Source organism: Gracilimonas sp. (genome assembly GCF_014762685.1).
Lineage (GTDB): Bacteria > Bacteroidota > Rhodothermia > Balneolales > Balneolaceae > Gracilimonas.
The window spans coordinates 216,998-242,074 of sequence record NZ_JABURM010000006.1 but is presented as its reverse complement, the minus strand read 5'-3'; the positions used below and the strand labels follow the sequence as shown (position 1 = coordinate 242,074).

Sequence of the window (25,077 nt, the reverse complement as noted above, 5' to 3'; positions counted from 1 at the left end):
TCACTTGTTCATATTTCCTGATTCATTATATTCCCGAAGCACATCAATTAAATCGGGACATTATGAATCACGTATTTGGATACTTTTTTACTGCGCTTATCCTTTTCTCTCTTAACGCTGAAATTTATGCACAGGGCACACAACTTCTTCGGGAACCCACCATCTCGGAAACCAGCATTGTTTTTGTACATGCCAATGATCTCTGGAAGGTAGATAAAACCGGCGGAGATGCAGTTCGGCTAACCAGCAACATTGGAGGAGAATCCAGTCCCCACTTTTCACCTGATGGCAGCATGATCGCTTTTACCGGACAGTATGATGGAAATTCAGATGTGTTTGTGATTCCTGCGGAAGGTGGCTCTCCTGAACGGCTTACCTGGCACCCCGGTGCGGATGTAGTAACGGGATGGACACCCGAAGGAGAGATCTTATTTCGATCTTCCCGCGATGGACACCCCACCCAATTAAACCGGATTTGGAAAGTAAGTACGGTTGGAGGAATGCCGGAAGTGTTGCCCATTCCAAGAGCGGCTTCAGGAGAAATGTCGGCTGATGGCAAATACCTGGCATATAATCCCATTACTTTTTGGGATCCGGAGTGGAGAAATTACCGGGGCGGGCAAGCGCAGCCCATCTGGATTGTGGATCTGGAAAATTATGAACTGGTTCAAACACCGCGAACCGATAATGAGCGTCATACCGACCCGGTCTGGCACGACGGTTCTGTCTTTTATTTATCAGAACGTGATTTTGCGAATAACATCTGGTCCTTCAATCCTGAAACAGGTGAAGAAAAGCAGTGGACCTTTCATTCCGATTTTGATGCAAAAACAGTAGATGCCGGGTTTGGCATGATCGTATATGAACAGGGCGGATACCTCCATTTACTGGATCCTGAGAACGGGCAAACCGAACAGCTTGAGATCAATGTTGCCGGCGATATGAACTGGGCACGCCCGAGATGGGAAGAACCAAATGCGTTCAGCCTCGATAATGCCGCTATTTCACCAACCGGGAAAAGAGCAGTTTTCCAGTTCCGAGGTGAGATCATCACGGTTCCAAAAGAGAATGGAACCTGGCGAAACCTGAGTAATTCTTCTGCCAGTGCTGAGCGGTATCCGGTATGGTCGCCCGATGGAGATCAGGTAGCTTGGTTTTCTGATCGCAGCGGAGAGTACACGCTTATGATCGGTGATCAATTTGGGCTGGAAGACCCGAGAATGATCGAGTTGCCCAATCCCACTTTTTATTTTCGCCCCGATTGGTCGCCCGATGGAAAATTCATCGCCTATACAGATACCGACTATAACTTGTGGTATGTGAATGTGAGCAATGGTGAAGCCAAAAAAGTAGACACCGACGGATATGCACATCCCAACAGGACAATGAATCCCGTTTGGTCGCCCGACAGTAAGTGGATCGCTTACGTTAAATTACTGGAAAATAAGTTTAAAGCGGTGAAAGTACACAATGTGGAGTCCGGAGAAACCCATCAGCTAACGGATGGGATGTCGGATGCCATTACACCCGTTTGGAGTGAAGATGGTAAATACCTGTACTTTTTAGCGAGTACCAATTACGGCCTTAACACCGGTTGGCTGGATATGAGTTCATACAATATGCCCGTAACCCGTGCCTTGTATATGATCGTTCTTTCTGATGATGAGCCTTCACCGCTTTTACCAAAAAGTGACGATGAAGAAAGCTCAGAAGAGGAAGAATCATCTGATGAAAAAGAAGAGGTTTCGGTTACGATCGATCTGGATGGAATTTCAGAAAGGACTCTTGCTGTTGATATCCCGGAAAGGAATTATACAGGATTGATGCCCGGTCCCGGAGGAGATGTTTTTTATATGGAATCCGTTCCTAACGAAGGAACCCGTCTTCATAAATATGATCTTAAAGAACGCAAAGGCAGTTTGTTTATGGAGAGCATCAATGATGGAGTGGTTTCACAGGATCGGAAAAATATGTTGTACCGAAGCGGAGGGACCTGGGGCATTGTAGGGACGGATACCGGCGAGAAAAAACCGGCAGACGGAAGCCTGAACATTTCCGATATTCAGGTCAAAGTGGATCCCCGGGAAGAATTCCATCAGATATTCAGAGACGGCTGGAGATTTATGCGAGATTTCTTGTACGTAGACAACATGCATGGAGCTCCCTGGAATGAAGTTTATGACTGGTATGCGCCTTGGGTAGATCATGCCAAACATCGGTCCGACCTGAATTACGTGCTTGATATTATGAGCGGAGAAGTTGCCGTGGGACACTCGTATGTGGCCGGAGGAGATTTCCCGGATCTTGAGGATGTACAAGCCGGCTTGCTGGGTGCGGATATTTCTTTGGAGAATGGCGCCTACAGGATCGATAAGATCTATACGGGTGAAAGCTGGAATCCTGACCTTAGAGCTCCTCTTTCCGGACCCGGAATTGATGTGAGTGAGGGCGACTATATCCTTGCGGTGAATGGAAAAGAGATCAATGCTGATGAGAATTTCTTTAAGCCTTTTGAAGGAACTGTAAACCGGCAGGTTCAATTGTTGGTAAACGACCGCCCTGATTCTGACGGAGCTCGGTTAGTGACTGTTGTTCCAATATCAAGCGAATATGGACTTAGAACGCGCGATTGGGTGGAAGGAAATCGCCGGATGGTGGATGAAATGTCTGATGGACAACTGGCTTACGTTTGGGTGCCGAATACCGGCAGCGGTGGATATGAATATTTCAACCGGTACTATTTTGCACAACAAGATAAGCTGGGTGCTGTGATTGATGAACGAAACAATGGGGGCGGTTCTGCAGCAGATTACATGGTTGATATCATGGCACGAGAACTTCACGGATTTTTCAACAGTAAAGCCGGAGATCGCAAACCATTTACAACTCCAGGGGCAGGTATTTGGGGGCCTAAAGTAATGGTGATCAACGAGCGTGCCGGTTCGGGCGGAGATCTGCTTCCGTTCTTATTCCGAAAAATGGAGATAGGTCCACTGGTAGGTGCTAAAACCTGGGGTGGATTAGTCGGGACCTGGGATACTCCGCCTTTCGTAGATGGCGGCCGATTCGTAGCTCCACGCGGCGGGTTCTATAACCTTGATGGTGAGTGGGATGTGGAAGGTGAAGGTGTTACTCCGGACATTGAGGTGATGCAAACACCGAAAGAAGTAATTGAGGGCCACGATCCTCAATTGGAGGCTGCGATAAAAGAAGCCTTGCGGTTACTTCAGAATTACGAAGATCCGATCATTCCAACTCCGGAAGATCCTGTTCGGTGGAAACGGCCGGATCGTGGAGAGAATTAGTTATAAAACATAGTAGGGGGCGGGTGTTTGCTGAACCAAAAGTCTGATTGGGAGAATTAAATGAGGTCTCATAAAAACATAAAGGATAAATTGTATTCTATATTTTATGCATGTCTTGTTGTGTTTTTATGTGTAGGATGTGAAGGTCAAGAAGATCAAAAAGCTAATTTAAGCCCAAATTCATTTACTTCACTGTCTATGGAAACGGTTTTTGAGTTTACTGAATCTGAAGAAGTTGCTTTCAGAACGATAAGCTCGATCAAAACTGACAACCATGGCAATATTCTTGTCCTGGATTTTTGGCAGCCCTATCTGTATATGTTTGACAAAGAAGGGAATTTTCTGGAAAAAATTGGTAGAGAGGGCAGGGGTCCCGGCGAGTTCGAACAGATCTCAAGTTTTTTGGTGGATCGGGAAAATTTGTGGGTTATAGACAGTAGCTCTTTAAAAATAGAAAAATTTGAATACTCGGATGACACATATATTCATATTAAAACTATTCCTTTGGGAAGTGATGAATTGGCAGGGAAAATACTGGGTAAGATAGATAGAGGGTTTCTTATTCTTAAGAGTTTTACACTTACTGCTGGAAGTAAGGAAAATCCCACTGTACATCTAGTTACTTCTATTGACGAAAATGGAGAAATCCTTCGGGACTCTATTGTCTCGGTGCCAATTGCTGAACAAATGACTCTTCAGGCTGGAGAGAATAAATTGATTGGCAATAAACTTTTTGGCAATGAGTCTTTATTGGCTTTCAATGGCATAAACTACATATATACTTTATGGACCAACTCCTTAAGTATTGAATCCTATTCCATTGATGGACTTCACAAGCATGCCTTTTCTCATGTCATCCAGCCTGTATACATAACAGGTGTAGAAAAAGACAGTATTTCATCTAAATACGGCCTTTATCGATCTGACCTTCGGCGAAAGATGCCAAATGTAAAGCCAGTAGTTAATGATTTACTTATAGATGATAATCAAAGGATTTGGGTCGAACTATTTACATCAGGCTTAGGACATGCCTGGTTTGGGTTTACAAAAAACGGGGAAGCGTTGTACAAAATAGAGATTCCAAAGAAAGGTGCTGAACTTCAGGAAATTGTTGGAAACCGAGTTATTTGGAATTACCAGAATGAAGAAGGAGCACCTACATTTATTGTTTCAAAAATTGATATGCAATATTGAATATGACATGTATAACATGAACTGGCTAAATCAGCATATCCATAAAACCATATTAAAAATATATGGTCTCATAATTTTAATATTAGTTATGAATGGTCAAAACTGTTTTGCCCAGAAAACAACTAAGAATAGTTCTTCTGAGTTAATCGGGGTCTGGGAAGTAAAGGGAGATACCATGATTGTTTGGCGGGCTCATGAAGAAAGCATATTAACTATTAATTTTGTATATCTCCCACCTGTCCGTAAACAGCGATTTCCTGAACCAAGAGTCCAATTTACTTTGACCGATAGTTCAATAACATTGGAAGAATACAAGGATCTTGACATATTCAATACAGAACATAGGTTTTATATACCATTATCCTTTGATTTGATTTCATCAAAATATAGATCGACGTCATTTAAATATTCCAAAGAGAAACTTACTTTTAAAAGCACTCATGAACTTAATTGTAAGAGTAAAAGTACGATCGATCAGCTTACTTATGAATTGTTTACAGGGAATTATACCCAGCAAAAATTCATATATACATTTAATACAGAAGGATTGGGAGATGCAATAAGGCAGATAGCTTGTATTTAGCTAAGTGAAATTAACATTGGGATACCATCTGCCAAACTTTTAATAAATCACTTTAATTCAGCCTGATCGCAAAATAACTTAAGTTAGATTACAGCATGATTAGGTAGGTGATCTTGGCCACTGCAGCCCGGTTGTTCATGATGAGATCTTTGCGGGGGTCAAACAGCATTTCATTATCACCGGTCAGGTGGTAGGAGGTGTTGAATACAAAGAACAGGTCACTGCCGGGAGTATGGATCCAATTAACCCTGATATTAGCCTGAAGATCTCTTGAAAAGTTATCGTATTGGATCAAGGCTTTTGCAAACAGTTTACGGCTTACTGCTCCCAGGATGGAGGTTGATATGGTCGTTGCGTCAAACTCACCGTTTGCGATCGGAAGGTCGACAATAGAGTGGTCAATATCAGCTTCCAGATGGAGGTGTTTGGACTGACGGAACCCAATGCTTACACTGAAATCATTTCGGATCCCATGAAAAAATTGACCATAAGTAGCTGATACAGAACCAAATACAGGCCGGCTTTCATCGGTGGATACATTTAATCTGATCTGATCAAAGGTATAGTCACCGGCTGGAATAATAGCATTAGGACGAATAGAAAACGGGCTGAATAATCGCTCAAATTCACGGTTTGCTGTCAGTGTTACTCTTTGGCTCCTGCTGAATTCCGCACTGATCCTGCCGGACCAGTACGCAGACTGCTTGATTCCATCCTGCCCTTCGATATAATCATAGGATGTTCCGAAGTTAAACCGGCGAATGCCCGGAATAGCTGCTATTGCAACAGAGGGGTTGTAACCAAGATTTCCGGAATATTGACGCATATCCTTTCTTCTCACAAAACCAAGAGCGGGTGAATAATTGGTCCCCACGCTGGTGTAAGAAGCCCCCGCTTGGTAGAGATCGTTTTGAAGCTGAAGACTTGCGTGGCCTGCCTGATCATTCAAAAGATCGGTGTTATCCCAGACCCTGGTATACCAGGAATTGAATTCACTGGAGGACCAGAAGCGGTATTTGGTGTCAAAACCAAGTGCCCGGTTATATCCATCTACCTGTTCTACATTCGTTATGATGCTTCCCACTGTAGCTCTCGGGAATATATTAGTCCGGATCCGGGCTACAGAGTTATTCACCGACTGACTTCCAAACGCCTGCTTAAGCTTATCTCCAGTTTCAATATTCATGGCACCGATCGAGAATTTTCCGGCTTGTCCGGTCATGCGGGCCCCGGTTAGAATCTGATTCGACAGGCCTATCTTTCTTGAGAAAAAGGTCTGTGTAGAGCGGCTGTTTCCGTGTTCAAACAACCCGGCCCGTTCAAGAAAGAACTCTCGTTTTTCGGGAAAAAAGAGGCTGAATCTGGAAAGGTTCAGCTGGACATTATCCGACTCTACTTGTGCGAAATCTGTGTTAACAGTCATATCAAGCGTCAGGTTTGAGGTGATACCCCATTTCATATCGCCGCCAATATCGTAGGTATAATCGGTTTCAGTTTGTTCATTTTGAAGATCAGATCGAATTTCCTGTACACCGGATATCATATAAGGCTTAAGCTCGATGTTATTTCCTCTGCGGATATTCTTGATCCCTTTTAGGGTTCCATATTGAGAGACAGCTGCCAACGCCCTAAAGCTGCCACCATATTCCATTCCAATTGCGGGCCATAACACACGTTCATTCTTACGGTTTATCATCCGGGAAACCATCAGCCCGAATTCAAGTTCATCTCCCTCCGGAAAGCGAAGCTGCCGAAATGGAATGGAAACCTCGAGTGTCCATCCCTTATCATCGATCTTTGTTTCACTGATAAAGACTGCATCCCATGAAAAACTTTCATAGCCGATCGTCTCATCAGTTATGAGGGCATCATCCTGAGTTCCAAGTGCATTCATCTCAAACAAATAGGCGTTCCGCCCATCCTGGTAAGTATCTATACCGATATAGGCATGATCATCCCGGTTGTTGCGTCCGCCGCGCTCCAGGTTTTTAGCGCGGATCAGGTCAGGTTCACTGTCATAAAACCGAAAGGCGAAGTAGAGATGGTCGCGGTCGTAGGCAATTCGAACTTCAGTGTCTTCCGTAGCCGGCGCGCCATCATTGGGCCAAACCTGTGTGAATTCGGTGATGGGTGTAATATCTTGCCAAACTTCATCATCAAGGTTACCATCAATGAAAGGGGCAGTTTCAGCAAATACAGCGGTTGCTTCAAAAGCCGTGGGAGGGTCTGCTAATTCCTGCTGTTGTGCAAGGACTATATTACTTATGGTGGTCAAAAATAAAACACAGGAGATCGTTTTTATAGCAGAACTCATTTTATGCTTATGAAGGTTTCTAATTTAATTGAGACTGCAAAATTACATATTTAACCTAAAGCAGGATTGTTAAAATGTATAAAGGCATCATGCACTTTCCTTGATGGCCTCAGCAACCCGTCCCGGCACCCGTTCATCAAAAGGACTGGGAATTATTTTATCGGCTGAAACCACTTCCACACAATCGGCAATAGCTTTGGCAGCGGTTATGAACATTTTGGTAGTTAGTTTGGTGAGCCGGGCATCCAGTGCACCGCGAAACAGTCCCGGGAAAGCAAGAACATTATTTATTTGGTTGGGAAAGTCTGAACGTCCGGTAGCCACTACAGAGGCACCGGCTTCGATTGCATCTTCCGGCATAATTTCAGGAATGGGATTGGACATAGCAAAGATCATGGGATTGTTATTCATGGATTTGACCATGTCTTTGGAAAGTACATTGGGAACCGAAACCCCGATAAAAACATCCATGTCTTTAACGGCATCTTCAAGGCTGCCCTTTCGCATCTGCTTGTTTGTGATTTCAGCCATTTCGTGTTTGGTATCATTCATGCCGTCTCGCCCTTTGTGGATGATGCCGCGACTGTCACACATAATTACATCTTTGACACCGGCAGCAAACAATAGTTTAACAATGGCAACTCCCGCTGCTCCTGCTCCATTAATGACAACCTGTAAATCCTTCATTTCTTTACCGGTAATCTTCAATGCATTATACATTCCGGCTAATGTTACTATGGCTGTCCCATGTTGATCATCATGGAAAACGGGAATAGACAGCTCTTCTTTCAAACGTCGTTCGATCTCAAAACATCGGGGTGCCGAAATATCTTCCAGGTTAATACCGCCAAATCCGGGGGCAATATTTTTGACGGTTTCGATAATCTCATCAGTATCTTGCGTATCCAGTACAATAGGCATGGCATCTACACCCGCAAATTTTTTAAAAAGAACAGATTTCCCCTCCATCACAGGCAGAGAGGCTTCCGGGCCGATATTTCCTAAACCGAGTACAGCTGAGCCATCACTAACGACGGCCACTAAATTACCTTTTATGGTATAGTCGTAAGCTTTTTCTTTATCGATGGCAATTTCTTCACAAGGGCGTGCAACTCCCGGGGTATAAGCTATACTTAAGTCATCTTTAGTTTCCAGGGGCATTTTTGGCTCAATGGAAATTTTACCTTTATAATTTTTGTGGGCTTCGATAGCTAGTTTAGCGTAATCTTTTTGTGACATATCGTGAGTAATTGGCTTGAGATGTTATTTTCCTGACCTATCTGGTAAAATTGTTCAGCTTTAGCATCAGGCACTGAGTAATCATCTGATTGATTCTTGTATAAATAAGCTATTTTCAATAAAAAAGGCGTTACAATATGTAACGCCTTGAAATGAATTAATCCGAAAAATAAGAAATTAATCGTTTAACATTGATGCCATATCAAAAGAATTATTTTGTCGATTTATATCGGCGAGACGCTGACTTGGATCAATGGTAACGGTTTTAATTTGTGAAGCCGGTTTATTGATGGTTAGGTTGTATTCCGGTTCAACCCATGACCAGTCTTTCAGAGTGGTACGAGTTATATTACTTTCAGCAGGTTTTTCTCCGCGCATCATTCTTAAGGGGATGTAGAAAAGTTCACTGCTTCCGTCCGTATATTCCACAACTACATCAAGCGGCATGGGCATTAATTCAACGCGCTCCAGCTTGATCGAAGTCTTATCACCTACGCCAATTACAGATTTAATTCCATAGTCAATGGATTTGGTAGTTTGAACGAAATACTCGTAATACCAATCCAGGATCATTCCGGATTCTTTTTCCATCACCCTTATAAAATCCAGATCGGTAGGATGTTTTAATTTCCATTCATCATGATAACGCAGCATTCCTTTTCGGAAGGTTTCATCTCCCATTATGTAACTGAGCTGACCTAAAAATACGGCCCCTTTGGAGTAGGCTGCACGGCCGTAGGCAAAATTCGTGTTATAATGATCGGCGTGAGTGGTCATGGGTTCTTCTATCCCGGAATTCACGAGGGCATAATAACCCCGATAAGAGCCGGCATATGGAAATTCGGAATCTCTATTGAATAGATGGTCCATGGTCTCTGCAGAAGCAAAACTGGTGAACCCTTCATCCATCCATTCATATAGACTTTCGTTCGTGGCCAGTACGTTTTGATACCAGCTGTGGTACATCTCGTGAACCATCACTCCAACTAAACTACCAAGGCTTCTTCCACCTGTTATAAGTGTTCCCATTGGATACTCCATTCCGCCGTCACCGCCTTGCAGATTAGTGTATTGCGGATACGGATATTCACCAAAATGTTTGTTGGCATATTCAAATGCACCAATGGTGTAATCGACCAGTTCTTCCCAATTTTTGGTGTATTGCGCATTTTCACTGTTAGATGCCCTTTCAACAACGGCCGGTTGTTGGTATAAAAAGTGTAGTTTTGGGCCGTCGGGAACTTGTGCAGTTACATGCTTGAAGTCGGGGTCGGCTCCCCAGAAAAAGTCAATAACATTTTCAGCTTTAAAGTGCCAGGTAAGTTTATCTCCTTTTGTGCGATTTACCTTTACCCCTTCTTCTTCATATCCGTATCCAATTTCATTAGTATTTTGCAGCACTCCGGTGCCCCCTAATACGTAGTCTCGATCAATAGAAATTTTTACATCAAAATTACCGAATACTCCATGGAATTCGCGGCCTATGTATTCATTTGGGTGCCATCCCTGGTGGTCATATTCTGCCAGCTTTGGATACCACTGACTCATCGAAAATTCTACACCTTCTGAGTTATTCCAGCCTGATCGGCGAATTTGTAAAGGAACCTGTGCATCCCATTCCATTTTAAAAGTAGTGGAAGCTCCCGGCTGAATGGGTTCATTAAGTTCTACAACTAAAACGGTTCCGTCTACTTTATATTCGACAGCTTCTCCATCTTGGGTAAGAGATCGTACTTTTTGGTAGCCGATTTGATCTTCCTCCAGTTGGTAGATTCGATCCCGAACGCGACTGTCGGGGTCATCGATGGTGCGAGAACGTACATCCATCATACTCCCCGGTTGAAAGGCATTGAAGTAAAGGTGGTAATACACGCGATTCAATTGCTTGGGAGAATTGTTGGTGTATACCAGTGTTTGCTTTCCGGAATATTGATGGCTTTCTGCATCCACGTCAATTTCCATTGTATAATCAACATGTTGCTGCCAGTAATCCCGGTTTTGGGCCTGAAGTACAGGCAGGGTAAAAAGCGTTGCAAGTAGTAGCGTAAGTAAGTTTTTCATGCTTTGTTCTTATGGTTAATTCAAAATGAATTCTGAGTCAGGTTAATTTTAAATTTTTGAATTTTTCATTATTAATTCTGTTAAAAACTATTTCTGCTGGCGAAGGCACGGCTCAAAGTTGCCTCATCAATGAATTCAAGTTCGGTGCCCATAGGGATTCCATAGGCAATTCTGGTTACGGTTACATCATAGGGTTTCAGCAGTTTATTGATGTAATAGGCTGTCGCTTCACCTTCCGCATCGGGATTAAGAGCTAAAATCACTTCCTTGATTTGATCATCACCACCCACTCGCTTTAATAATTCCTGTATGCGAAGTTTATCAGGGCCGATGTTATCCATAGGAGAGATGACCCCACCCAACACATGATATCGCCCCCGGAACTCATTCGATTTTTCAATGATATATACATCGTTAAATTCTTCTACCACGCAAATTTCAGTAGCATCTCTTTTGGGGTTATCACAAATTTTACAAGGGTCGGAGTCGCTTACATTACCACAGACTGAACAGCGTGTAACTTTTTCTTTGAGGTCCACAATAGCCTGTGCAAGCTTAAAAGCATAATCATCATTTTGCTTAAGAAGATGAATGGCAATGCGCTGTGCCGATTTACGTCCGGTTCCGGGAAGCTTGGCCAGTTGTTCAATAGCCCGCTCCAAATATTCTGAGGTTATCTGCATTAATAATTTTAAGTGTTAAATGCGTTAATATTAAATGAATGCTCATTTAACATTCAAAATTGTCGCATTTAAAATTAATTATAGTCCAAGTTTAGAGAGGTCCATGCCGGGAATTCCACCGCCGGGAATCATGCCCTTATACATTTCCTGCATTTTTTCTTTGGAAGCTTCTTCTGCCTTCTCAAGGGCTTTATTTACACCCGCTACAATCAGGTCTTCCAGCATTTCCTTGTCAGCAGGATCCACTACATCGTCATCCATAGTAATTGAGACAATTTGTTTATTTCCGTTGGCTTTTACCTTTACCATTCCGCCACCGGCTTCGGCTTCAACAATTACGTCGTTTAGACCTTGTTGGGCTTCCTGCATTTTCGATTGCATTTCCTGGATCTTGCCGAACATATCGGCCATATTAAAATCACTCATAATTCTATTTAGTTTTAGTATTCAAGTTCTGCCCCAAAAATCTCAACTATATCACGTATAATGGGGTCTTTTTGTTGTATTTGTTTAAAACGTTCATAAACACTCATGGGTTTGTTTTCTTCAGGTTGCTCTGCCACAGATACATTAAAACGCAACATAGTGCCCACACATTCCTTTAGTTTTTTCTGAAGATCGGTTCTTTGCTCATCCAGCATTTTATGTGCAAACTGGTTTTCGCACTCCAAATGTAATTCACCACCTTTTACTTTTACTACCTTGACTCTTTCCATTTGCGAATGCAACAACATCGGGAAATCTCCCTTCAGCGATTCTATATATGTACTCCAGCTTTCCTGAATATATTCTGTGGTAATTTTTTTTACCTCAGCATTTTCATTATTCATGGAAGAAGCTGACGAAGGCTGGGTTTTTCCGTTTTGAGCAGAGGACATTTTGTTACCCTTTGCTTTTTTAGAGAGGTTGGTCACTAATGCAGGAGTTCCAAAATCAAAATCATCCTCCTCCACATCTTCAAGGGTCTCATCTTTTAATTCATTTTCTTCCCTCTCCTGACCCGACTCAGGACTTTCTTCTTCAGAATGAGGCTCCGTAACCCGATCAGCTTTTATTGACTGTCCGTTTTGAGTGGATTCTGATTCTTCCTCCGGGATAGTTTGTTTTTCTGGAGCCGAACTGTTTTTCTCAGCGTTTACGAAGTTACCGGAGTTTTTTTTTAATTCCTGAAGTCCGGCTAAAAGTTCAGATAATTGTTCCGACCTCTCCATGTGAATCAGTTTCAGTAAGGTAATTTCAAACTGAATACGGGGTTGACTGGCATCTTTCAGTTTAATCTGAGCTTCACTGATTATATTCAGCATCCGCATTAAATCATCTCGCGAAAAATCCTTTGCCGTTTTCAGGAACCGTTTCTTAGTTTCTTCTGAAGCCTCAACCAAATACAATTTATCACTGTGGTGGGCAATGTATAAATTTCGCAGGTGCTCAGTCAGCCCAATCAAATACTCCTGGATGTCATAACCTTCTTGCAGCAGTGTATTGATGAGTTCGAGTCCTTTATCTGCATCATGTTCTTTTACACATTCCATAAATTGGAACAGCCGGTCGGTTCCAACCACGTTCAGAGCTTGCAGAAGTTCTTCATGGGTTATGGTATCTCCGCAAAAAGCAATGGCCTGATCCATTAATCCAAGAGCATCACGAAGTGCCCCATCCGCTTTTTTGGCGATTACGTGAAGGGATTCTTCATCAATACTGATGTTCTCATCCAACGAAATTTTTCGTAATCGTTGTACGATTTCTTCCACCGATATTCGTTTAAAATCGAAACGTTGTACGCGAGACAAAATGGTGGGGAGAACTTTGTGAGGTTCTGTAGTAGCAAAAATGAAAATAGCATGCTCAGGAGGTTCTTCCAGTGTTTTCAGCAGGGCATTGAAGGCCGCTTTACTGAGCATATGGACCTCATCCACAATAAAAATTTTATACCGGCCATTTTGTGGGGGAATACGAACGCTTTCCCGAAGGTGATGCACATCATCTACTTTGTTATTGGAAGCGGCATCCATCTCAACAATATTCAGTGTTTGGTTGAGTGACTCGCCATCCACACTTGCATCAATCTCGTTGATCGTTCGTGCAAGCACCCGGGCCATGGTTGTTTTACCTACGCCGCGCGGGCCGCAAAACATGTAGGCATGAGACAGCCTGTTTTGTTTAATGGCATTTTTGATGGTGCTGCTCACATGTTCCTGTGAGACGATATCATCAAATGTATGCGGTCGGTATTTTCGGGTAAGTGCGCGGTATGTTTCTGACATTGATAAACGAGTTTTTCAATCAAAGCAATGTACAAAATGAATCGGAAAAAATTGGGGTGAATTGGTTGATTAAATGAGGTGATTTTGTTGGGATACAGTTCATTTTAAATTGCCTCCATCTCGAAAGCTGTTTTTGAGAAGATCAAAAAACCATTCCGCCCCAAGCCCGGACAAATCTGCAATTTGTACTTCAGTTTTAGGGAGAGGGAGTATTTTTCAGCTTCATTAGTAATAATGGCTTGGGGGTGACAACACTAATTTTGCATACTAATTATAGAAACAATTTCTGAAATCAATTTGAGCGGTTTGGCAAAAAGGTATCGTATAAGTGGAAAAGTGAATTGTATAAAAAATATTCAAATATGAAGTATTCGGCGCCAATTGTAACGGTATTGACTTTACTGTTAATTTCTTGTGGTGGAGGCAACAGCACCCCCGATCCTGAAATCTTAAGTGTACAACCAAATAGTGGTCCATCCGGCACTTTGGTTACCATTGAAGGGACTGGGTTCTCACCTGAAGCCTCAAATAATGAAGTTTATTTTAATGGTTTAGAAGCGAACATAACAAGTGCCAGCGACTCTGAACTCAAGGCAACTGTGCCTAACGGAGCAACAACCGGTGCAATTAGTGTAAAAGTTGGAAATGTAACAGTAAATGGCCCAAGCTTTACGGTAGAATCGCTGACTCCCGGCATCAGTTCAATTGACCCAGAAAGTGGAATGGTTGGGGATGAAGTCACTATATCCGGAATGAATTTTAGCGAGACTATCTCAGAAAATATGATCAGCTTTAATGGTACCCAGGCTCAAATATTGAATGCCTCTGAGAATGAGTTGATGACAAAGGTTCCACAAGGTGCAACAGATGGTCCTATTGAGGTGACAGTGGATGGAAAATCAGCCACGGGCCCTGACTTTGATGTGATACAAGAAGGAGCGGTTGAATTTTTATTCAGCAGAAGCGGACCTGATCAGGATCAGAGTATGACATTGAATTTTAATGGCATAGATACACCAATATCCGCAACGACTTCTAAAGCCACCAGAGGGGAGGTTACTGAAGGTAGTTACACAGCAGAATTGACAGGGATAAATGATAATTGTTCTTTAAGCGGTCAAAACCCACGATCAATAGAAATTATAGCCGGGGATACTACCCGAACAAATTATGAGATTACCTGCACCGAAGTTTCCCTTGTAAAAAATAGAGTTGTGTATGTGAACGATTCAAAATACCCTAAGCAGGTCTTTTCGATGAACCCAGATGGAAGTGACGTCAGGTTATTTTTTGAAAGGAATGGTTTTGGCCCTTTTGACATATCACCGGATGGTTCAAAGATTGTTTTTTCTCAGGGACCTGTTACGAATTCAGATATAATTGTATATGATATCGAAACCTAGGGTTATACAAACTTAACTTCAAACAGCAGTGGAAATAATGACCCCGCTTGGTCACCTGATGGAACTCAGGTTGTATTTTCACGCTACGACGCCAATCGTGATCCACAAATTTTTGTAATCAATTCAGATGGAACAAATTTAACTCCACTGACAGATAATAATTACAGCGGAAGAGAACCCGATTGGTCACCGGATGGCACAAAGATTGTATTTGATGCATTCCCGGTAGATAACTACGAAATAGCCGTCATAGATGCTAACGGATCAAATCTGACACTTCTAACTAATGATCCGTCAGGTTCAAGTGTACGTGATCAGGACCCTGTTTGGTCACCTGATGGTTCGAGAATTGCATTTGCAAGTACGCGCAACGGAAGCTTCGACATTTACACGATGAATCCAGATGGGTCAGATGTACTTCAGATAACAAACTCTCAAAATGGAAGAAGAGATCCAGCCTGGTCACCTGATGGGTCACAGATCGTGGTTGGGGCTTACGATGGTAATGATATTGAGATCATGAAGGTTGTTGCAGATGGCTCTGGAAATATCACGGTTCTGACTGATATTGATGATGATCTCAGGTATCCAAAATGGGGTGCTAACTAAATTCTATCGAATCCTAAATGAATCCCCTTCCGTGAGCAACTTAAAGTTGACGCCTCGGTTTTCAGGCTTCTGGATGGCTTTCATAAAATCATTTTCCGGATCTTTCATTCCGTCGTCAGCAAGTGGGAAAGTGCCAAAGTGCATTCCAAAACTGATTTGGGCTCTCAAATCTTTATGGACCTGGAGCGCTTCTTCGGGATTGAGGTGCATAGGCCCCATGAACCACTGTGGTTTGTAGGCGCCAATAGGAATGAGGCCAACTTTGATGACGGGAAATTTTTGCTGGATAACTTTAAAAAAATCACCATAGCCTGTATCACCGGCAAAGTACACATTACCGGCGGGTGATTTGATCACATAACCTGACCACAAAGTCTTATTCCGGTCAAACAATCCGCGTGCCGAAAAATGCTGTGCCGGAACGGAATGAATGCTTATGTTCGTGTGGATGGCTTTTTCTTCCCACCAGTCTAATTCCAAGGTGTATCTAAAAAGTGTTCCTTTTAAAAGTTGTGAAACCCCAAGGGGAGTGATAAACTGAGGCTGAAATTTTTCTTCCAGCTTTTTCAGTGTTTCTAAATCCAAATGATCATAATGATTGTGACTGATCAAAACCACGTCGATCTCCGGAAGATCTTCAAATTTTACGCCTGCCGGTCGATATCGTTTTGGGCCTGCAAAGCTGACCGGGCTTACACGATCACTCCAAACCGGATCGGTCAAAATATTGACTCCGCCGGTTTGAATTAAAAAGGTGGAGTGGTTGATAAAAGTAATGACCATGCCTTTGGTAACTTTACGAGCCGGTTTTTCAGCAAAAGTAACCTCTTCTTCCGGAATCCTTGTCCATTCGCCCTGATCGCGTTGAAGGTACCATTTCATTACATCAACGAAATCCTTGGAAGGAACATTACCCGGATTCTCAAATGTAGTTCCATTAAAGTGATCGGATACCGGGCCCTCATAGCCGGGCTTGGACGCCATCCAGCCAATAGATACGATTGTGACTGAAGCCATGACTAACAGAGCAATGACCCAAAGTATAATTTTTACAAATATATTCATGGTGCGTATAAATTGATTAGGGGAGAGAACCTATTTTTATGCGACAACAATATCGATGTATATAAAATAAATGTACCGCCATTCTGTGAAATGACGCTACATTTTTGGATTATTTCAAATGCTTTTCGAAGAATTCAAAAATTCGCCGATATTCATCATACCAGGCATCCTCATCCCGGAAACTGTGCCGTTCGGTAGGATACATCATCATTTCAAAATTTTCATTTCCGCTTTGAATAAGCCGTTCGATGTAATGAACAGCATCCTGAAAACCCACATTATTATCAGTTAAGCCGTGTAAAAGAATAACCGGTTTTTGAAGTGAATCGGCATAGGTAACCGGTGAACTTCGGGCGTAATTTACTGAATCTTCTTCCGGAGTTCCTAATCGGGGCAGAGTGTATCCGGGATTGGCGTAATAGTAATTCTCCCAGTTGGTAACAGAGCGCAATCCTGCAGCGGCGTCAAATTTATCAGGAGAAACTCCTACAGCGTATAGTGCCATGAATCCCCCATAGCTTCCCCCGTAAATTCCAACACGGGAAGTATCTGCTTTGTCAAAGTTATCAGCAAGAAAGGCCAGGCCGTCTTCGATATCTTCCGTTTCATATTTGCCCATCCAGTTGGTCACATCTTCTCTGAATTTACGTCCGTAGCCGGTACTGTGTCTGTAATCTACTTCAATTACATAATATCCCTGATGGGTTAAATACTGGTGAAACATATATTCACGCCAGTAATTATTAGACCAACCTTTATACACATTTTGAAGCGAGCCCGCACCATGAACAAATACAACCACCGGATTACCGTTCGGATTTCTTCGTTCCGGTTTTAATACAGACATTGACAACCGGGTTTTCCCGTCTCTTCCTGTAAATCTCACATAATCTTCTTTTTTCCAGTCATATTCGTAAAACGAATCCGGAACCGAGTTAGTGAGCTGAACTTCCCGTTGAGGGATCACAGTATCTACGACGTATAAATCAAAAGGCTCGTTGAAAAAGGTTTTATTATATACAATGTATCTCCGGTCATGGCTCATTCTGAAATCACGACGATATCCTTCTGCCGATGTTAATTTTGTAGGGATATTGGTCATGATATTCAATTTGTAAAGCTGAACCTCTCCGGGGTCCATCTCATTGGTAGCCATTGCGATTGTTTTTTCATCAATCCACGAAGCCCATGGAATGTCATATTCACCAAAAGTATGCTGCTCAAAACCGGAACCGTCAGGGTTAACGGTATAAATGTGATTCCATCCATCTCGTTCGCTTTGAAACATTAGCCTGTCGGTAGCCGGGGCAAATTCCATTTCGGTATTATAAAGCCAGCCGTCTGTAGAGTCTTCAAATAAGACCTTGGATGAAAGATTTTTCAAGTTATAAACTTCAATTTTTCTGTTTTTCATCGGCGGGTCGGTAGCATCAATGGCCAGAAAATTTCCAGAGGCACTTACGTCAGTACTTAAATACCCTTCATGTTCCAGGATGGTTTCAACATCTCCTGTGTTAACATGAGCAACAGAAATAATGCGCGTTGGAATGCCCCTGCGGGTAGCCCCGGTTTCTACGTATTTACCGGCATATTCCGGAAAGTAATATTCGCGATAATTGGAGTTATCCCACTGACTGAGCACTAACTGATTATCGCCCCAACCTACAATGCTGTAGTTTGGCTCGTCACTTTTCTTATTGGTGATTTGCTTGATGTAAGCTTCATTTACACCCGAGATCCAAACATCTCCGTTTTGAATAAAAGCAAACTTTGCTCCATTATTATTCCAAACAGGGTTGTAGTCATAGCCTTTGGAGGCTACAATGGTTCGTTTATTCTCAAAATTGGCATCAGCTAAAATAAGATCGCCTTTATCAGTATAAAGAATGTGTTGCCCATTGGGAGAAAGCTCATAATTACGGACAACTTCATCAGAGGCTTTTTTCTGATTCTTTCCACTTAAACCGACCTGAAAAAGATCCGTGTCAGAGGTTGCGGAATCACTCCAGCTAAAGAAGATAGTTTTACCATCAGGTGAAAAATGAGAGAAGGCCGGCCGGGTTCCCGGTATAAAAGGTTCATGAAAAATATCCTTCATCGTTAATTTATCGGGAAATTGCTGGGCATTTACCTCTACCCCGATAAACAGAAACATTAATAGAATAGAAAAAAGCTTTTTCATAGGTGTATGAGTATAAATAGATCTTCAATTAAAATATGTGAGTGAGGATAAAAACTTTGGATGAGAAATATTGCAAAAATTAGTTTTCAGGAATAAACAAAATTGTATAAACATTCTTTGTTATTCGGCATTTACGAGGGATGCGATATCCATAACTTAGTTTTGAAATTTAAACGCCAAATCAATCAATTAACTATGAATACATCAGTTTTAAATATTGAAGGAATGGGTTGCTCCGGATGTGTAGATACGGTTGAGAATACATTATCAGCTTTACCCGGGGTAAAATCAGTAACAGTAAATCTGCAAAAAGGAACAGCGATGGTTGATTTCGATGAGCAGGAAGTATCGGAAACAGAATTCAAACAAGCGATTAAAGAGGCCGGTTATACCATGACGGGTATTCAAGGGTAAGAACATGAAGAAGGTAACGCTCCAAATTGATGGTATGCATTGTGCCGGTTGTGTTAATGCGGTCGACAAACAACTGGAGTCACTGGAAGGAGTGACGTCAGCACAGGTTAATCTAGCCACGGAATCTGCCATAGTGGAATATGAAGGGGAGATCGGCATGGATGATTTTGCTGAGGTAATAGCAAAGGGCGGATATACGCTGGTTCGGGATGATGCAGCGACCTCCTCCAAAGCTGAACAAGCGGAGGAACGGGAGCATCGTAAATATGAGACCGCTCGCCGAAATATGCTTTATTCATGGATTCCTACGGTGCTCATGTTGCTATGGATGTTACCACTGTGGATCGCAGACTATATGCTTCTGGGCCATATTGGAATGGAGCTGGGGATGATCTTATTTTCCGGTTTTGCCATTTTTATCCCAGGTTGGGAGACCATTAAAAGCGCGTGGAAATCTACCCGAAATATGAGTCCTAATATGGATGTGCTGATTGCCATGGGTGCGCTTGCTTCGCTGTCAACAGGATTTGTAGTTTTGTTGCACCATCTTGGCTACGGTCCGGAGTTTCATAGTTTCGCGATGATCGGAGGCATGATCATGGCTTTTCACCTCACCGGCCGTTTTATTGAGACTAAGGCCAAAGGCAGCGCCTCCCAGGCCATTCGAAAATTATTGACTCTTGGGGCCAAAGAAGCTTCAGTACTTCGGGATGGAGAAGAGTTCAAAATTCCGGTTCAGGAATTGAAGGTAGGAGATGTGATGCTGGTTCGGCCCGGAGAAAAAGTTCCTACCGATGGAGAAGTGATAGAAGGAGAGAGCAGTGTAGATGAATCGATCGCAACGGGAGAATCGATGCCGGTAGAAAAATCAGTCGGGGATGAAGTGATCGGAGCGACCTTGAATACCAACGGCGTACTGAAGGTAAAAGCCACGAAGATTGGAAATGATACCTTCCTGAATCAGGTTATAAAATTGGTGGAAGAAGCGCAGGGAAGTAAGATCCCTATTCAGGATTTTGCTGACCGTGTGACCAGTATCTTTGTACCGGTGGTTTTGGTACTGGCTTTATCGACACTTACGGCTTGGCTGGTATTTCCGGACTTTTTTGGAGGGTTAGTGGAATGGGCTTCGGCATTTGTGCCGTGGGTAAATCCGGAGTTGAGCTCAACGGCGCTGGCTTTCTACGCTATGATTGCGGTGCTGGTAATAGCCTGCCCCTGTGCACTTGGATTGGCCACGCCAACGGCACTTATGGTTGGCTCAGGATTGGGAGCTGAAAATGGTATCCTCATCCGAAAAGGAGAAGCCATTCAGCGCATGAAAGATGTGGATACCATTGTGCTGGATAAAACGGGCACCATTACCAAAGGAAAACCCGAAGTAACCGATGTGATTACATTTGGAAATGTAACAGAGAGCGAATTACTGATCTTGGCAGCATCTGTAGAGAATAATTCGGAACATCCGCTTGCGCGATCAGTGGTCAATGCTGCCTCTGAAAGAGACCTTGAATTTAAGCGCTCAACTGGATTTGAGAGCATCACCGGTAAAGGGGTAAAGGCCATTGTTGGTGACAGCGCAGTTGGAGTTGGAACAGCTTCTCTGATGGAGGAACTTGGTGCTGAGATTACTGAAGAGCGATCTCAGCAGAAACAAAAACTGGAAGAAGTAGCAAAAACAGCGGTCTATGTCAGTCAGGCTGGGTACCTGCTTGGTATTCTGGGCATTGCCGATGAGGTGAAGCCGGACAGCCAGAATGCAATAACTGAATTCCGAAAACTTGGGCTCAAAACCATCATGTTGACAGGCGATAATGAGAAGACCGGCCGTGCGATAGCCGATAAGGTTGGTATTGATGAGGTAATAGCAGAAGTAATGCCTGATCAGAAATCGGATGAGATTAAAAAACTTCAGCAATCTGGAAAGGTTGTGGCAATGGTTGGTGACGGTATTAACGATGCACCTGCCTTAACACTCGCAGATGTAGGTATTGCCATCGGTACGGGAACTGATGTGGCTATTGAATCCGGTGATATTGTACTGGTGAAGGGAGACCTGACTGGGGTGCTTCGTGTCATCAATCTAAGTAAGGCTACTTTCACTAAAATTAAGCAGAATCTGTTTTGGGCTTTTTTCTATAATCTAATTATGATTCCTTTGGCAGTGGTGGGATTGCTTCATCCACTGTTGGCGGAAGCTGCCATGGCATTTAGTTCCATTAATGTAGTTTTCAACTCGAAAAGACTGGGAAAGACGACCCTGGATTAGGGGCAATTAAATTTTCCAGAGATAGATTAACGACTTGTAATAAGGAATAAACTCACAAAACAAATTTGCATCAAGAAGGTTATCTTAATCCAGATTATTTTTTAAAAACAACCAAATGATATGAATAACAAAAAAATTCTGATATACGGACTTTTATTTACAGCAGGTGTTGCAGTGTTTTTATTTTGGCCGGGCAATTCAGCAAATAACTTATTGTCAAACAAAACTGAAGTTGTGATGTATAAAAATGCCGGTTGCCAGTGCTGCACTAAATGGGGCGATCACATGCATGAGGGAGATTTTATAGTGGAAGAAGTGCCCACACCGGTTCTTATGCAGGTAAAACAAGATAATGGGATTACAAGGGAATTAGCGTCCTGCCATACTGCTATAATAGACGGTTATGTGGTAGAAGGACATGTGCCCAGAGCAGATGTAGAAAGACTGCTTAGAGAAAAACCGGATGCCATTGGTCTTGCCGTCCCCGGAATGCCGACAGGCTCACCCGGAATGGAGACTCCGGGGCGTACACCGGATAGCTACGATGTGCTTTTAGTAAATAAAGATGGATCAACCAGCGTTTATTCTTCCTATTAATTTGATATAACAGCATTTTAAAGTAAAAAGGCTCATTCCTTTGTGGTATGGGTCTTTTTTGTGTCTACTGTTGATTATTTGATAATTCTAATCTTCTGTTTGTTGCAGATAATCAGGAAACAAATTATTGTAAATGGAGTTTCATGGGTTAAATGCAAACAAACTAAAGAATTATGAAAGATATGATTGGTAAGGTTTTAACAGTTGGGGGATTATTAGGGGTGATGTACTACGGCTATCATTATTATGAAGAGTCTGAGTCTTTTGAAGCTTTTGGTGCCGATGTTGCAATTAGTACCGGAGATTATACCCCTATCATTATTTCGGCCGTAGTTATGATAACCGGAATTGTAATTACCAGGTTTAATCTTAAATAGACATTTAATGATATAGCGTGGATAAATTATTTTGTCTGCGCTTTTTTTCTTGGAAACTGAGCTGCCGAACATTTCTGCTTGTCTATCGGGAGCTTTCTCTTTTTGTTGGGGGCATTATTGGGGAGGGGGCTCGCTGATGTTGTTTTTTTAAAGGGTGCAAATTTGTACAAAAAGTTTGCCGGATCATCAAATTCCGTATCTTTACGGAAAAGCGAGAAAGTAAGTAATGATCCAAGAATATCTGAACTCCATTGAGAAATTTGTTGTAGTAGGTGATCGTGTGCTAATAAAGCCGCGAGAGATGGAAACCCACACGCGAAGCGGCTTGGTTCTTCCGGCTTCAGTCAAAGAAAAAGAAGAAATCCAAAGCGGCTATATTGTCAAGACCGGGCCCGGCTACCCCATTCCCAATACCGATATCGAAGAAACGTGGAAGGGAAGTACGGATACTAAATATATTGGCATGCAAGCGGTTGAGGGCGACCTGGCTATTTTCCTGAAAAAGCAGGCTTATGAAATAGAATTTGAAAACGAGAAATATCTGATCGTCCCACATGCAGCTATTTTATTGCTCATCAGGGATGAACAAACTACTTAAATGAAAAAAGAAAAAGAGTACGAGAAAGAAGACAAGAATATTCAAGAGAAAAAAGATGATAAGACGCAGAAACACTCTGTTGTAGATGACATTCAGGGAATTATCATTGGATCATTAATGGCAGCTTTCGGTATTGCAATTTTCTCCCACATGAATTTTCTGATTGGCGGGACGGCGGGTGTGGCTTTTTTAACACAGTACACCACTGTTCTTACCTTTGGCCAGGTTTTCTTTGTAATAAATCTGCCTTTTTACATTTTGGCTATTAAAAAATTGGGTTGGGATTTTACCATTAAGACCTTTATTGCCGTCTCCGGTGTTTCCTTTCTGACAGAATATATTCCAAAGATCTTTGAGTTCGGGGAAATCAATCCCTGGTTTGCAGCTATTTTCGGCGGTTTTCTGATTGGCAGCGGTCTTCTCATGCTATTCAGGCATAAAGCGAGTTTGGGGGGATTAAACATTCTCTCCATCTATGTGCAGGAATACTTTCAGATCAGTGCTGGAAAATTCCAGATGGTAGCTGATACTCTGATCATCTTAGCTGCTTTTTTCGTTGTTGATTGGAGAGCCCTGGCTTTTTCAGTACTTGCAGCAGTTGCTTTAAATGTGATCCTTGCTATCAATCATAAACCGGGACGATACAGAGGAATGAGCTAAGGAGAAGGATAAATTCCAAGTACCAAGTCTCAAATTCCAATTCTATACTTACCTTTATTAAGCATCTGTTTGCCCCTTTTGTGCTTTAGAGTTTTTATGACAGAGTAGAGTTAAATGGGAATGAATGCTGCGAAATTTTTCGTTAATTCAGGCATGAAAATCCGTAATTCAATCCAAAGACAATGAAACGCCGTGAATTTTTACTGAAATCGATGCTTATGGGAGCTGCTGCCGCTTTTCCTGCTCAAAAACTTTTTGCTATCGCGCAGGAAAGTCCGTTTAAAACACTTCGCCGAAATGTGGGTACGTTTACCGGAAGAGGCGGAACCATAGGATGGCTGGTAAATTCTGACGGCATCGTAGTGGTTGATGCCCAATTCCCCGATTCAGCACAAAATTGTATTGCCGGTTTGGAAGAGATGGAAAACGTGGCTTTTGATATGTTGATTAATACTCATCATCATGGAGACCACACCGCAGGAAATCCGGTATTTAAAGAGAAGGTAAAGCAAATTATAGCTCATAAAAATGTACCTGATTTACAAAAAGCTGCTGCCGAAAGAAGCGGACAGGAAGCCGTTGATTCCCAAGTATATCCTGATACTACCTATGAGGAATCGTGGAGTAAAGAGGTTGGTGATGAAACGGTTCACCTAAAACATTATGGCCCTGCACATACCGGCGGTGACACTGTGATCTATTTTGAAAAAGCCAATGTAGCTCATATGGGAGACCTTATGTTTAACAGGGCGCATCCTTTTATTGATCGTGGCTCCGGGGCTTCCATTTCAAACTGGATTACGACGTTAAATACCACAATGGACGAATTGCCGTCTGATGCTATCTACATTTTCGGACATGGGAATTCGGATTATGGAATTAAAGGAGATAAGGATGATCTGTCAGTTAAAGTTGATTTTTTAACAGCCTTACTCGATTATACTCAAAAGGGAATTGATGAAGAAAAGACCGTTGAAGAACTCTCTGAAATCGAAACTTTGCCCGGGTTTGAGGAATTTAAAGCTCCGGGATGGAGACTCCCATTAAGTGCTAATATTGAAGTAGCTTATGCAGAACTTACCGAAGACAGCTGAAAAAGGATCAATGGCGGAAACTGTATCCGTTTCATCCCATAAACAACAGCGCCGATGCCAGTTTTGTGGTCAAATTGCGGAGCTGGTTTGGGTGCATGGCCACGGACAATGTGCCGCTTGTGGAATTAATGCTGAAGAATGCTGTCGGGGTGAGACCTGCGGATGA

General features: G+C 42.5%; 21 protein-coding genes. 13 read left to right on the top strand and 8 right to left on the bottom strand.

Features of this window, described 5'->3' with window-relative positions; all coding sequences use genetic code 11:
- The first annotated feature begins 62 nt into the window (after nucleotides 1-62).
- From HUJ22_RS10580 to HUJ22_RS10570, 3 genes are all read left to right on the top strand, one after another.
- Entirely contained in the window at nucleotides 63-3,305 is a 3,243-nt protein-coding gene (locus HUJ22_RS10580) for a S41 family peptidase (protein WP_290877101.1), read from the top strand.
- Between the two features lie 90 nt (nucleotides 3,306-3,395).
- Complete coding sequence (locus HUJ22_RS10575) at nucleotides 3,396-4,499, top strand: 6-bladed beta-propeller (protein ID WP_290877100.1); 1,104 nt, start codon at nucleotides 3,396-3,398, stop codon at nucleotides 4,497-4,499.
- Nucleotides 4,500-4,587: 88 nt separating this feature from the next.
- A complete protein-coding gene (locus HUJ22_RS10570; RefSeq protein WP_290877099.1) occupies nucleotides 4,588-5,082 on the top strand; it encodes a hypothetical protein in 495 nt (164 codons plus the stop codon).
- Nucleotides 5,083-5,170: 88 nt separating this feature from the next.
- Here HUJ22_RS10570 and HUJ22_RS10565 read toward each other — a convergent pair whose 3' ends face one another.
- The 6 genes from HUJ22_RS10565 to dnaX all read right to left on the bottom strand — a co-directional run bounded on the left by HUJ22_RS10565 (nucleotide 5,171) and on the right by dnaX (nucleotide 13,643).
- Nucleotides 5,171-7,396 carry a DUF5916 domain-containing protein gene (locus HUJ22_RS10565; protein WP_290877097.1) on the bottom strand — a complete coding sequence of 742 codons (2,226 nt, stop codon included), beginning with the start codon at nucleotides 7,394-7,396 and terminating at the stop codon, nucleotides 5,171-5,173.
- Nucleotides 7,397-7,483: 87 nt separating this feature from the next.
- Nucleotides 7,484-8,635 (bottom strand): NADP-dependent malic enzyme, encoded by a 1,152-nt coding sequence (locus HUJ22_RS10560; RefSeq protein ID WP_290877094.1) that lies wholly within the window; start codon nucleotides 8,633-8,635, stop codon nucleotides 7,484-7,486.
- A gap of 177 nt (nucleotides 8,636-8,812) precedes the next feature.
- A complete protein-coding gene (locus HUJ22_RS10555) occupies nucleotides 8,813-10,696 on the bottom strand; it encodes a M1 family metallopeptidase (protein WP_290877091.1) in 1,884 nt (627 codons plus the stop codon).
- An 80-nt stretch (nucleotides 10,697-10,776) separates the two neighbouring features.
- Nucleotides 10,777-11,379: a recombination mediator RecR gene (recR, locus tag HUJ22_RS10550; protein WP_290877088.1), complete on the bottom strand. Its 603-nt coding sequence runs from the start codon at nucleotides 11,377-11,379 to the stop codon at nucleotides 10,777-10,779.
- Between the two features lie 78 nt (nucleotides 11,380-11,457).
- A complete protein-coding gene (locus HUJ22_RS10545; protein ID WP_290877085.1) occupies nucleotides 11,458-11,805 on the bottom strand; it encodes a YbaB/EbfC family nucleoid-associated protein in 348 nt (115 codons plus the stop codon).
- 14 nt (nucleotides 11,806-11,819) lie between these two features.
- Nucleotides 11,820-13,643 (bottom strand): DNA polymerase III subunit gamma/tau, encoded by a 1,824-nt coding sequence (gene dnaX, locus HUJ22_RS10540; RefSeq protein WP_290877082.1) that lies wholly within the window; start codon nucleotides 13,641-13,643, stop codon nucleotides 11,820-11,822.
- 362 nt (nucleotides 13,644-14,005) lie between these two features.
- Between dnaX and HUJ22_RS10535 the strand changes: the two genes are divergently transcribed.
- Together HUJ22_RS10535 and HUJ22_RS10530 are read left to right on the top strand one after the other, a co-directional pair.
- Entirely contained in the window at nucleotides 14,006-15,046 is a 1,041-nt protein-coding gene (locus HUJ22_RS10535) for an IPT/TIG domain-containing protein (RefSeq protein WP_290877079.1), read from the top strand.
- A 393-nt stretch (nucleotides 15,047-15,439) separates the two neighbouring features.
- Entirely contained in the window at nucleotides 15,440-15,655 is a 216-nt protein-coding gene (locus tag HUJ22_RS10530; protein ID WP_290877076.1) for a hypothetical protein, read from the top strand.
- Between the two features lie 3 nt (nucleotides 15,656-15,658).
- Here HUJ22_RS10530 and HUJ22_RS10525 read toward each other — a convergent pair whose 3' ends face one another.
- Complete coding sequence (locus HUJ22_RS10525) at nucleotides 15,659-16,720, bottom strand: MBL fold metallo-hydrolase (RefSeq protein WP_290877073.1); 1,062 nt, start codon at nucleotides 16,718-16,720, stop codon at nucleotides 15,659-15,661.
- A 109-nt stretch (nucleotides 16,721-16,829) separates the two neighbouring features.
- Nucleotides 16,830-18,902 carry an alpha/beta fold hydrolase gene (locus HUJ22_RS10520; RefSeq protein WP_290877070.1) on the bottom strand — a complete coding sequence of 691 codons (2,073 nt, stop codon included), beginning with the start codon at nucleotides 18,900-18,902 and terminating at the stop codon, nucleotides 16,830-16,832.
- Nucleotides 18,903-19,097: 195 nt separating this feature from the next.
- Here HUJ22_RS10520 and HUJ22_RS10515 point away from each other — a divergent pair, with 195 nt between their 5' ends.
- The 8 genes from HUJ22_RS10515 (at nucleotide 19,098) to HUJ22_RS10480 (ending at nucleotide 25,077) form a co-directional block, all read left to right on the top strand.
- The gene (locus HUJ22_RS10515; RefSeq protein WP_290877067.1) at nucleotides 19,098-19,316 is read left to right on the top strand and encodes a heavy-metal-associated domain-containing protein; all 219 of its coding nucleotides are present in this window, start codon (nucleotides 19,098-19,100) and stop codon (nucleotides 19,314-19,316) included.
- 4 nt (nucleotides 19,317-19,320) lie between these two features.
- A complete protein-coding gene (locus tag HUJ22_RS10510) occupies nucleotides 19,321-21,585 on the top strand; it encodes a heavy metal translocating P-type ATPase (protein ID WP_290877064.1) in 2,265 nt (754 codons plus the stop codon).
- A 120-nt stretch (nucleotides 21,586-21,705) separates the two neighbouring features.
- Entirely contained in the window at nucleotides 21,706-22,182 is a 477-nt protein-coding gene (locus HUJ22_RS10505; RefSeq protein ID WP_290877061.1) for a DUF411 domain-containing protein, read from the top strand.
- A gap of 173 nt (nucleotides 22,183-22,355) precedes the next feature.
- Nucleotides 22,356-22,559 carry a hypothetical protein gene (locus HUJ22_RS10500; protein WP_290877058.1) on the top strand — a complete coding sequence of 68 codons (204 nt, stop codon included), beginning with the start codon at nucleotides 22,356-22,358 and terminating at the stop codon, nucleotides 22,557-22,559.
- A 226-nt stretch (nucleotides 22,560-22,785) separates the two neighbouring features.
- Nucleotides 22,786-23,157 (top strand): co-chaperone GroES family protein, encoded by a 372-nt coding sequence (locus HUJ22_RS10495; RefSeq protein ID WP_290877055.1) that lies wholly within the window; start codon nucleotides 22,786-22,788, stop codon nucleotides 23,155-23,157.
- The gene (locus HUJ22_RS10490) at nucleotides 23,158-23,817 is read left to right on the top strand and encodes a YitT family protein (RefSeq protein WP_290877053.1); all 660 of its coding nucleotides are present in this window, start codon (nucleotides 23,158-23,160) and stop codon (nucleotides 23,815-23,817) included. It begins immediately after the preceding gene.
- A gap of 182 nt (nucleotides 23,818-23,999) precedes the next feature.
- Nucleotides 24,000-24,911, top strand: a complete 912-nt coding sequence (locus tag HUJ22_RS10485) for an MBL fold metallo-hydrolase (protein ID WP_290877051.1) — start codon at nucleotides 24,000-24,002, stop codon at nucleotides 24,909-24,911.
- The gene (locus HUJ22_RS10480; RefSeq protein ID WP_290877049.1) at nucleotides 24,886-25,077 is read left to right on the top strand and encodes a hypothetical protein; all 192 of its coding nucleotides are present in this window, start codon (nucleotides 24,886-24,888) and stop codon (nucleotides 25,075-25,077) included. Before HUJ22_RS10485 ends, HUJ22_RS10480 begins: the two co-directional genes overlap by 26 nt.

Bases quoted from the DNA above. Each gene is read 5' to 3' on its own strand.
- HUJ22_RS10500 (WP_290877058.1), top strand. From the start codon at position 22,356: ATGAAAGATATGATTGGTAAGGTTTTAACAGTTGGGGGATTATTAGGG.
- HUJ22_RS10555 (WP_290877091.1), bottom strand. From the start codon at position 10,696: ATGAAAAACTTACTTACGCTACTACTTGCAACGCTTTTTACCCTGCCT.
- HUJ22_RS10495 (WP_290877055.1), top strand. From the start codon at position 22,786: ATGATCCAAGAATATCTGAACTCCATTGAGAAATTTGTTGTAGTAGGT.
- HUJ22_RS10525 (WP_290877073.1), bottom strand. From the start codon at position 16,720: ATGAATATATTTGTAAAAATTATACTTTGGGTCATTGCTCTGTTAGTC.
- dnaX (WP_290877082.1), bottom strand. From the start codon at position 13,643: ATGTCAGAAACATACCGCGCACTTACCCGAAAATACCGACCGCATACA.
- HUJ22_RS10565 (WP_290877097.1), bottom strand. From the start codon at position 7,396: ATGAGTTCTGCTATAAAAACGATCTCCTGTGTTTTATTTTTGACCACC.
- HUJ22_RS10535 (WP_290877079.1), top strand. From the start codon at position 14,006: ATGAAGTATTCGGCGCCAATTGTAACGGTATTGACTTTACTGTTAATT.
- HUJ22_RS10570 (WP_290877099.1), top strand. From the start codon at position 4,588: ATGAATGGTCAAAACTGTTTTGCCCAGAAAACAACTAAGAATAGTTCT.
- HUJ22_RS10530 (WP_290877076.1), top strand. From the start codon at position 15,440: ATGAATCCAGATGGGTCAGATGTACTTCAGATAACAAACTCTCAAAAT.
- HUJ22_RS10580 (WP_290877101.1), top strand. From the start codon at position 63: ATGAATCACGTATTTGGATACTTTTTTACTGCGCTTATCCTTTTCTCT.
- HUJ22_RS10560 (WP_290877094.1), bottom strand. From the start codon at position 8,635: ATGTCACAAAAAGATTACGCTAAACTAGCTATCGAAGCCCACAAAAAT.
- HUJ22_RS10480 (WP_290877049.1), top strand. From the start codon at position 24,886: ATGCAGAACTTACCGAAGACAGCTGAAAAAGGATCAATGGCGGAAACT.
- HUJ22_RS10545 (WP_290877085.1), bottom strand. From the start codon at position 11,805: ATGAGTGATTTTAATATGGCCGATATGTTCGGCAAGATCCAGGAAATG.
- HUJ22_RS10510 (WP_290877064.1), top strand. From the start codon at position 19,321: ATGAAGAAGGTAACGCTCCAAATTGATGGTATGCATTGTGCCGGTTGT.
- HUJ22_RS10490 (WP_290877053.1), top strand. From the start codon at position 23,158: ATGAAAAAAGAAAAAGAGTACGAGAAAGAAGACAAGAATATTCAAGAG.
- HUJ22_RS10505 (WP_290877061.1), top strand. From the start codon at position 21,706: ATGAATAACAAAAAAATTCTGATATACGGACTTTTATTTACAGCAGGT.
- recR (WP_290877088.1), bottom strand. From the start codon at position 11,379: ATGCAGATAACCTCAGAATATTTGGAGCGGGCTATTGAACAACTGGCC.
- HUJ22_RS10520 (WP_290877070.1), bottom strand. From the start codon at position 18,902: ATGAAAAAGCTTTTTTCTATTCTATTAATGTTTCTGTTTATCGGGGTA.
- HUJ22_RS10515 (WP_290877067.1), top strand. From the start codon at position 19,098: ATGAATACATCAGTTTTAAATATTGAAGGAATGGGTTGCTCCGGATGT.
- HUJ22_RS10485 (WP_290877051.1), top strand. From the start codon at position 24,000: ATGAAACGCCGTGAATTTTTACTGAAATCGATGCTTATGGGAGCTGCT.